This is a genomic window from Streptomyces sp. URMC 123, from assembly GCF_051386515.1.
GTDB lineage: Bacteria > Actinomycetota > Actinomycetes > Streptomycetales > Streptomycetaceae > Streptomyces.
Map to the genome: position 1 here is coordinate 1 of NZ_JBPQTV010000512.1, position 2939 is coordinate 2939.

At 76.2% G+C, this 2939-nt stretch carries 2 protein-coding genes; one reads left to right on the forward strand and one right to left on the reverse strand.

The genetic code is table 11. From position 1 onward, the window contains the following. Positions 1 to 1483: acetate--CoA ligase family protein (locus tag ACSNOD_RS30125; protein WP_436770253.1), on the forward strand; the 1483-nt coding region annotated here is incomplete at its 5' end. Between the two features lie 24 nt (positions 1484 to 1507). Here ACSNOD_RS30125 and ACSNOD_RS30130 read toward each other — a convergent pair. Then, positions 1508 to 2653 (reverse strand): MFS transporter, encoded by a 1146-nt coding sequence (locus ACSNOD_RS30130; protein ID WP_436770254.1) that lies wholly within the window; start codon positions 2651 to 2653, stop codon positions 1508 to 1510. Positions 2654 to 2939: the final 286 nt, after the last annotated feature.

The window sequence follows — 2939 nt, forward strand, 5'->3', positions numbered from 1 at the left end:
CCGGCCCCTTCTCGCGCTCCAGGACCTCGGCATCCGCGTGTCCCACTGGGCGCCCACGGGCGCGGAGTGGGACCTGGACACCGCTGATCTCATCGCCTACTTCGCCGGCCGGGCGGACGTCGGGGCCGTCGCGGCCCACCTGGACCGCGTCGGGGACGGCCGGCGGCTGCTGCTGGCCGCCGATCACGCGGCGCGCCACCGCGTGCCGGTCGTCGCGCTGCCGGCGCCCGCCGAGGAGGACCCCGTACTGGACGCCGCGCTGCGGCAGTTCGGAGTGATCCGGGCGCAGGACCCCGACGAGCTGCGGGACACCGCCGCGCTGCTCGCCCGGGCCCGGCCGCCCCGCGCGGAGGGCGTGGCGGTGTACGGGACGTCGCCCGACGCCGTGGCCCGGGTCGCGGGTCTGGTGGAGGCGGCCGGCCTGTCCCCGCACCGGCCGGCGCGTGGCCCGGAAACGGCCGGAGCCGACCGGGAGGCCGTCGCCGCGCTGCTCGCCGACCCGTCCGTCGGCGTCCTGATCTGCCCCGTGCCCGCACCCGTACCGCCGCGCACCGATCGGCTCGTCGAGGATCTGATCGAGGCCGCCGAGGCCACGGACACGCTGGTGTGCGTGGTCTGGGGGTCCCCGCTGGGCACCGAGGAGGCCTATCGCACGGGGCTGCTCGGCTCACGGCGGGTGGCCACGTTCCGGACGTACGGCGCCTGCGTACGAGCCGTGCGCGCCCATCTCGACCACCATCGCTTCACCGCGAACCACCGCTCGCCGTTCGAGGGCGCCGCGCGCGTGCCGTCGCCGTCGGCGGGGAAGGCCCGCGCGCTGCTCCACCCGGGCCGCCGACTGAGCGAGCACGCGGCCAAGCAGCTGCTGCGCGCGTACGGCATACGGGTGCCGCGCGAGCACCTGGTCACCAGCGCGGCGGCGGCCGTACGGGCGGCGGGCCTGGCCGGCTATCCGGTGGTGATGAAGGCGTCCGCGCCCGAGCTCACCCACAGAACGGAGCTGGGGCTGGTGCAGATCGGCCTCACCTCGGCCAGCCAGGTGCGCGACGGCTATCGCACCCTGACCGACATCGCCCGCTACGAGGGCATCGAGCTGGACGGCGTGCTGATCTGCCAGATGGTCGAGTACGGGGTCGACCTGGCCGTGCGGGTGGGGCACGACCCGCGGTTCGGGCCGACGGTGACCGTGGGCCTGGGCGGGGCGCTGCCCGAGGCGCTGCCCGACACGGCGACGCGGGTGCCGCCGTTCGGCGAGGACCAGGCCCGCGCGATGCTCCGTGAACTGCGGGGCCACGCCCTGCTCGACGGTGCGCGCGCCGCCCCGCCGTCGGACGTCGACGCGCTCGTGGAGGTCCTGCTCCGGGTCCAGCACCTCGCCCTCGAACTCGGCGACGAACTGGCCGAACTGTCGATCGACCCCCTGGTGGTGCTCGGCCGGGGCCAGGGCGCGGTCGCCCTCGACTCCCTCGCCGTCTGCCGCTGACCGGGGCGCGGGGCCGGGCGCCGGTCACCACGCGCCCACCGGCGCGCCCTCCGGGCCCCCGTGGGGCGGCTGGCCCGGCGTCTGGGGGCCGCTGGTGCGGCGGCGCCGCTCCCCCAGGGCGCCGACGGTCGCCAGCACGAGCGTGAGGGTCACCCCGGCGAGGATCGTGGCGGCGGGGGTGGTCATCCGCAGTATGGCCCCGGCGAGGGTGGCGCCGAGCGCGTAGCCGATGCCGGCGGTCGCGGCCATCACCGAGTAGCCGGCGGCCAGGGCCGCGGGCGCCAGGGACTCGCGCAGCGCGAGATGGCGGGTGATCTGCGCGCCGGCCTGGAGGAGCCCGCCGGCGGCCAGCGCCACGGCGATGGCCGCGAGGGAGCGGCCCGCCGCCGCGGCGGCCACGCAGGCGGTGACGCCGAACACGAGCACGACGCCCTGGACCCGTACGGGCCCCGGCCAGGTCCGCACCCCGTAGAGGAACGCGCCCAGGACCGCGGCGATCGAGTGGCCGGTCAGCAGGGGGCCGGCCCAGCCGACGCCCATGCCGCGCTGCTCCAGCAGCGCGGGCAGCACGAGCTCGGCCAGCGCGAGAAGGGTCAGCGCGGCGGCCCCCATCAAATAGGCCGGCCAGGCGTGGGCCACGGCCCGCAGTATGGCCGACTGCTTCGGGACCACGTCGTCCACGACCCAGTGCACGGGCAGCGCGCGCAGTCCGCGGGCGGCGGTGAAGGCGAGCACGGAGGCGAGCAGCAGGGGCGCGTGGGGGGTGAGATCGAGGGCGAGCCAGCTCACGACGACCGGGGCGAGGGCCCAGATGCCGTAGCCCAGTATCGTCTCCGCGCTCAGCGCGCGGGGCAGCAGGCGCTCGGGCACTTGGCTGGTCAGCAGGGTGCGCATGCCCGCCGGGCCGGCCGCGGGGGCGGCGCCCGCGACGGCGGCGAGCGCGCCCAGGACGAGGGGGTGAGCGCCGCGCAGCAGGCCGAGCCCGGCGAAGGCGACGGCGCCGACGCCGAAGCCGGCGCCGAGCTGGGTGAGGACGCGTTTGGGGCGCAGGCGCGGGCCCAGAAAGGCCGCGCCGCTCACTTCGCCCAGGACGAAGACCGCGGCGAGGAGGGCTCCCAGGCCGTAGCCGCCGGGCCGGTCGCGGGCGAGAAAGACGAACGCCAATGGCATTATGGCGACGGGTAGTCGGGCGGCCACGACCACGGCCGCCCACATCAGCAGTGGACGGGTGGCTAGTTCCCGGTATCCGGTGGGATGTGCCGGTCTGGGCGATGTGCTCTGTCCCATGTCCAGACGGTAGAGCCTCATTTGGGCGTCATCGCCGAATCCTGAACGCCAGTGAACTGGCGGGACGCACGTGAGTGAAGATCGCCTTCCGCTTCCGCTTCTCGGGGGCCTTCGGCCGGGTGCGCTTGCTTGGGCGTCGCGCGGGGTCGGTTGTTCGTGGGTTGGGGGC